The 6,060-nt window shown below is 73.1% G+C and carries 4 protein-coding genes; 3 read left to right on the top strand and 1 reads right to left on the bottom strand.

The features are described from left to right. Window positions 1-145 precede the first annotated feature (145 nt). Window positions 146-3,445: a bifunctional lysylphosphatidylglycerol synthetase/lysine--tRNA ligase LysX gene (gene lysX, locus ACFVHO_RS40395; RefSeq protein WP_385725529.1), complete on the top strand. Its 3,300-nt coding sequence runs from the start codon at window positions 146-148 to the stop codon at window positions 3,443-3,445. A gap of 105 nt (window positions 3,446-3,550) precedes the next feature. Further along, window positions 3,551-4,414 (top strand): polysaccharide deacetylase family protein, encoded by an 864-nt coding sequence (locus ACFVHO_RS40400; RefSeq protein ID WP_385725530.1) that lies wholly within the window; start codon window positions 3,551-3,553, stop codon window positions 4,412-4,414. A 73-nt stretch (window positions 4,415-4,487) separates the two neighbouring features. Here the strand turns inward: ACFVHO_RS40400 and ACFVHO_RS40405 are convergent, their stop codons facing one another. Further along, a complete protein-coding gene (locus ACFVHO_RS40405) occupies window positions 4,488-5,150 on the bottom strand; it encodes a class F sortase (RefSeq protein ID WP_385725531.1) in 663 nt (220 codons plus the stop codon). 340 nt (window positions 5,151-5,490) lie between these two features. Between ACFVHO_RS40405 and ACFVHO_RS40410 the strand changes: the two genes are divergently transcribed. Further along, window positions 5,491-5,985: a hypothetical protein gene (locus ACFVHO_RS40410; protein ID WP_385725532.1), complete on the top strand. Its 495-nt coding sequence runs from the start codon at window positions 5,491-5,493 to the stop codon at window positions 5,983-5,985. The last annotated feature ends 75 nt before the right edge of the window (window positions 5,986-6,060 follow it).

Consider the following 6,060-nt stretch of genomic DNA (forward strand, 5'->3'; position numbering starts at 1 on the left):
GCGTCTGCCGCATGACGATGCAGACGCGTCTGCGGCTCTTCTTGGGCTGGTCGCGCAGTTCCCCGCGCCCCTTACCGGGGCACACCTCGGCCCCGGGAGGGCGGCCGACGGGCGGGCACGGCCCAGGGTTCTTAGAGTCGGGTGCATGAGTGAGTCCGAGGCCGAGCCGGGCGCAGCCCCTGGTGCCGGGCGACGGCGCACCCTGGCCAAGGTCCCGGAGGCCTTCGCGGTGTTCTTCGGGGCCCTCGGCCTGTTCTGCGCCGTCCTCGCCGTCATCGCGCCGCTGCGGCACCTGCTGCGCCCGGTGATCCGCTTCCTCGACCTGATCACCGTGCCCGTCAGCGCGAACCTCGCGTACGCCGTCTTCCTCTTCCTGCTCGCCGGTGCCATCGCCGCCCGCAAGAAGGTCGCGTGGTGGCTCGTCGTCATCTACCTGGGCCTGCTGCTCGCCTTCGACGTGCTCGGGATCGCCCTCGGCTACTGGGCCGAGTCGGTGCCGTCCCTGGTCGTGTGCGGCGTGGCGCTGGTGTTCCTCGTCCTGGCGCGCGGCGAGTTCTACGCCGACTCGCGGCGCGGGGCCGTACGGCGGGCCGTCGGGGTGCTCGCCGCCGGGCTCGGCGTGGCGGTGCTCCTCGGCTGGGGGCTCGTCGAGCTGTTCCCGGGGACGCTGCCGCGCGGCGAGCGGCTGCTGTGGGCGGCGAACCGGGTCTTCGGCGGGCTCATCCACGGCCACGACTACTTCGACGGCGCGCCGCCGCGCCCGCTGTTCTTCTTCCTCGGCCTGTTCGGCGCGCTCGCGCTCCTGAACGCCGCCGCGACCCTGTTCCGCTCGCAGCGCATGGAGGCGGCGCTGCACGGCGACGAGGAGCCCCGCATCCGCGCCCTGCTCGGCCGGTACGGCGACCAGGACTCCCTCGGCTACTTCGCGACGCGGCGCGACAAGGCCGTCGTCTTCTCACCCAGCGGCAAGGCGGCCGTGACCTACCGCGTCGAGGCGGGAGTGTGCCTGGCCAGCGGCGACCCCGTCGGCGACCGCGAGGCCTGGCCGCGCGCGATCGGCGCCTGGCTGGACGTGGCGCGGCGCTACGCCTGGGCGCCGGCCGTGATGGGCGCGTCCGAGGAGGGCGCGAAGGCCTTCGCCCGCGCCGGGCTCGGCGCCCTGCAGCTCGGCGACGAGGCGATCCTGCACGTGCCGGACTTCGACCTGGACGGCCGCGACATGCGCGTCACCCGCCAGGCCGTGAACCGGGTCCGGCGCAGCGGCGCGACCGCCCGCGTGCGCCGCCACTCCACCCTCACCGACGAGGAGATGGAGGAGATCATCGACAAGGCGGACGCCTGGCGGGACACCGAGACCGAGCGCGGCTTCTCCATGGCCCTGGACCGGCTCGGCGACCCCGAGGACGGCGACTGCCTGCTCGTCGAAGCCCTGGACGCCGACGGGCGCCTCCTCGCGCTGCTCTCGCTCGTGCCCTGGGGCCGCGACGGCATCTCCCTGGACCTGATGCGCCGCGACCGCAGCGCGCCCAACGGCGTCATGGAGTTCATGGTCGCTGAACTGTGCGCGGTGGCGCCGAAGTTCGGGGTGAAGCGGATCTCGCTGAACTTCGCCGTGTTCCGGTCCGTCTTCGAGGAGGGCGGCCGGATCGGCGCGGGCCCGGTGCTGCGGCTCTGGCGCCGGCTGCTGCTGTTCTTCTCCAAGTGGTGGCAGCTGGAGGCCCTTTACCGGTCCAACGCCAAGTACCACCCCGAGTGGTACCCGCGCTTCATCTGCTACGGCGACACCGGCTCCCTCGCCCGCATCAGCCTCGCCTCCGGCATCGCCGAGGGCTTCGTCTCCGTACCCTCGCTGCGCAAGCTGTGGGGCAAGGGCCACACCAGGCCGCGCGGCGTCACCAAGCCCGCCACCACCGAGGGCCTGCCGTCCATCACCGCGCTCGGCCTCGCTGCCGACGCCGACGGCGCTGCCCGTGACCCGGTGGAGTCCCTGCCCGAGCAGATCCGCATCCGGCACCGCAAACTCGACCGGCTGCGCGCGGACGGCGTCGACCCCTACCCGGTCGGCATCGCACCCCGGACCCACCAACTCGCCTCGATCAACCCGGATATGACGGGCAGTCAAGTGACGGTCGCGGGCCGCGTCATGCTCGTGCGCGACTTCGGCGGCGTCGTCTTCGCCGTGCTGCGGGACTGGTCGGGCGACCTCCAACTCGCCTTCACCCGCGACCGGTCGGGTCCGGACGTCCTGGACGCCTTCACCGCGGGCACCGACATCGGAGACCACATCACCGCCACCGGCGAGGTCGGCCGCAGCGACCGGGGCGAGCTGACCGTGTTCACCACCTCCTGGCAGCTCACCGGCAAGTGCCTGCGCCCGCTGCCCGACAAGCGCCGCGGCCTCGCCGATCCCGAGGCCAAGGTCCGCCGCCGCTATCTCGACCTGGTGGCGAGCCCCGCCGCCCGCGACGCCGTGCGCGCCCGCTCCACCGCCGTCCAGGCACTGCGCCAGGGCCTGCTCGACCGCGGCTACCTGGAGGTCGAGACACCGATGCTCCAGCAGATCCACGGCGGCGCCAACGCCCGCCCCTTCACCACCCACATCAACGCCTACGACCTCGACCTGTACCTGCGCATCGCCCCCGAGCTGTACCTGAAGCGGCTCTGCGTCGGCGGCATGGAGAAGGTCTTCGAGATGGGCCGCACCTTCCGCAACGAGGGCATCTCCTACAAGCACAACCCCGAGTTCACGATGCTGGAGGCCTACCAGGCCTTCGCCGACTACGACGTGATGCTCGACCTGACCCGCGAACTCATCCAGGGCGCCGCGGCCGCCGCCTTCGGCACCCAGACCGCCCGCAAGACCGCCGCCGACGGCACCGTCACCGAGTACGACATCTCCGGGGCCTGGCCGGTCAAGACCGTGTACGGCGCGATCTCCGAGGCGCTGGGGGAGGAGGTCGACGCGGACACGGAACTGCCTGCCCTGCACCGGCTCTGCGACCGCGCCCACGTCCCGTACACGATCGACGACGGCCGCGGCGACATCGTCCTCGAGATGTACGAACGCCTCGTCGAGGAGCCGACGACGCTGCCCACCTTCTACAAGGACTTCCCCACCGACGTCTCCCCGCTCACCCGCCAGCACCGCACCGACCCGCGCCTGGCCGAACGCTGGGACCTCGTCGCCTTCGGCACCGAACTGGGCACCGCCTACTCGGAGTTGACCGACCCCGTCGAACAGCGCCGCCGCCTCACCGCACAGTCGCTGCTCGCCGCCGGGGGAGACCCCGAGGCCATGGAGCTCGACGAGGACTTCCTGGACGCGCTGGAGTACGCCATGCCGCCCACCGGCGGCCTCGGCATCGGCGTCGACCGCCTCGTCATGTTCCTCACCGGCCTGACCATCCGCGAGACGCTGCCGTTCCCGCTGGTCCGCCGCCGCTGACCGGCCGTCGCCCGGGCGCGGCGCGGCTGGTCCCATCGGGTGCATTCCCGCGCCCCGCCGGTGTCGCGGAGGCGTCGCGGCCTTCGGCCATGCGACGGATTAATGATGAAAACCGATCAGATGCCTTCGGGGCGCCGTGCGCTGCTCCGCTGTGCCGCCGTGCTCGGCGCGGCCACCACGGCCCGGCTCCTGACCGCGGACACCGCCGCGACCCCTGGACGGGCCCCGTCCGGGGCGGCGGCCGGACCCGCCGCCGGACCGCAGAGCGGCCGCCCGCCGAAGTCCCCGGCGCGGGCCTCCGCGTACCGGCTGCGTCCCATGACCGGGTACGGGCCGCAGCGCGGGGCCCCCGCGCGCCCGGCGGTGCGCCGCGCGCCGATCCTGCGGCTGCCGGGGCGTGTCCGCTCCATGGTCCTGAGCTTCGACGACGGGCCCGACCCGCGCTACACCACGGACATCCTGCGCACCCTGCGGCGGCACGACGCCCGCGCGATGTTCTTCGTGTGCGGCGAGATGGCCGCGGCCCACCCGGACCTGCTGCGCGAGATGGTCGACGACGGGCATGTGATCGGCAACCACACCTGGAGCCACCCGCTCCTTCCGCGGCTCTCGCGCCAGTCGATCCGCCGTCAGATGGAGCGCACCTGCGACATCGTCGACGCCACGGTGGGACGGCCGCCGGAGTGGTTCCGTGCTCCGTACGGCGCCTGGAACCGGGCGGCCTTCGAACTCGGCGCGGAGCTGGGCATGGAGCCGCTCGCCTGGACCGTGGACACCCTCGACTGGCGCACCCCCGGCACCGGGACCATCGTGCGTCGCGTCCTCGGCGGCGCGGGCCCCGGTGTCGTGGTGCTCTCGCACGACGCGGGCGGCGACCGCTCGCAGAGCGTGCGGGCGCTGCGGGCCTATCTGCCGGAGCTGGTGGACGCCGGGTACCGGCTCACCGTGCCGAGCCGGTACCGCGTCTAGGCCGGCCGCCACGCGGAAGGGGCGCGGGCCCTGTGCCCGCGCCCCGGTCGTTCCGCCCGCCCGGCCCGGGGCGTCAGCGCACCTCGACGAGGCGGGCGAAGACCACGACGTTCCCGTCGTAGCCGTGCTGCTTGGAGAAGCCGCCGCCGCAGGTGATGACCCGCAGCTCGGGCGTGGCGCCGCTCGCGTACACACGGCCGCCGGGGAAGTTGTTCTTCTCGAAGACCTCGATGCCGTAGATCTCGAAGACGGCCGTGCGCCGGTCCTTGCGCAGGACCTCGACACGGTTTCCCTTCTTCAGCGAGCCGAGGCCGTAGAAGACGGCGGGCCCGCGCTGATTGTCGACGTGCCCGACGACCACCGCCGTGCCCTTCTCGCCCGGCGACACCGCGCCGGTGAACCAGCCCGCCAGATTGGGGTCGTCCGGCGGCGGCGCGTCCACCCAGCCCTCCGCGTCCAGGCCGACCGCCATCACGGGCGCGTCGACCCGGATCGCCTTGACGCGGACGCGGTCGGCGGGGGAGAACGCCAGCGGCGCGGGGCCGTCCGACTTGACGGGCGCGCGGTCCGCCGCCGCGGCCGACGCGGGCTGCGGCGGGCCGACGTCGAACTCGCCGGAGCCGTTGCGGATCAGGGCGAGACCGGTCAGCAGGACCAGCGCCATGACGCCCCACGGCGCGCGTTTCCGCTGCCTTTCCTCCTCGTCGAATTCTTCCGAAGGCTGGGACGAAGACATTCTCTATCCCCTCTCAACGCGGCATTCCGGCCGCGTCCATTGCGCGTGGGAAAAACGCTATGCGCAGCGCGCGCGGCGTGCGAAAGGGCGGGAGCGAACGGGTGGCACGGGGCCGGGGTCTGCGCCATCCGAGTCGTCGGCCGCAGGAAATTTCTGACGGTCCGTGACCTGCGGCAATATCCGCTCGCGCGGACGCGCCCCGGCGTGTCACCTCACCAGGACGGCCGATTCCCGAAATGCGGCTCCATGCAGGGCGTCTGAGGGTCTATCTGGGAGGCGCTCTCGCCGATCGACCGGGGAAATGGTGTCCCCGGGGCGCCTGCCGCGGAGGAAGATTCCCATGCGCAATTCTCGTGCTCTGGCGGCCGTGGTCGCCGCAGGCGCCCTGGTCGGGTTCGCGGCGCCGTCCGCCGCGGCCTGGGCGGAACCGAGCAACATCGTCGCCATGCCCAGCGTCATCGCCCGGGGCGGCCAGCTGACGGTCACCGTCGACGGCAGCTCCTGCAGTACGCCCGGCAGCTACGTCGAGTCACCGGCGTTCCCGCGGACCAACCTGCACCACATCCAGGGCGGCACCACCGCGAGCGCGACCGTCAAGGTCAACCACAACGCCCACCCCGGGGCGTACGACATCACGGCGAACTGCGGCGGCAAGCCCCTGACCCGGCCCGCCGCCTTCACGGTCATCCACGGTGGTGTCCGCGGCGGCATCGGCGGCAGCACCACGTCCGGGGCGACGCGCACCGACATGGCGATCGGCGGGGCCCTGGTGGCGGCCGCGGCCGTCGGCGGCGGGGTGTTCTGGATGCGCCGCCGGTCCGAGAGCAAGGCCTGACGGCTTCCGCGGCCGGACGGGACGTGACGGTCCGTCCGGCATCCACACGGCCGACCGGCCCGGCGCGTCCCCTTC

Source organism: Streptomyces sp. NPDC127108, from assembly GCF_042677545.1.
Lineage (GTDB): Bacteria > Actinomycetota > Actinomycetes > Streptomycetales > Streptomycetaceae > Streptomyces.

What these genes read in the sequence shown, in the direction of transcription:
- ACFVHO_RS40410 (WP_385725532.1), top strand. Translation starts at nt 5,491, where the DNA reads ATGCGCAATTCTCGTGCTCTGGCGGCCGTGGTCGCCGCAGGCGCCCTG.
- ACFVHO_RS40405 (WP_385725531.1), bottom strand. Translation starts at nt 5,150, where the DNA reads ATGTCTTCGTCCCAGCCTTCGGAAGAATTCGACGAGGAGGAAAGGCAG.
- lysX (WP_385725529.1), top strand. Translation starts at nt 146, where the DNA reads ATGAGTGAGTCCGAGGCCGAGCCGGGCGCAGCCCCTGGTGCCGGGCGA.
- ACFVHO_RS40400 (WP_385725530.1), top strand. Translation starts at nt 3,551, where the DNA reads ATGAAAACCGATCAGATGCCTTCGGGGCGCCGTGCGCTGCTCCGCTGT.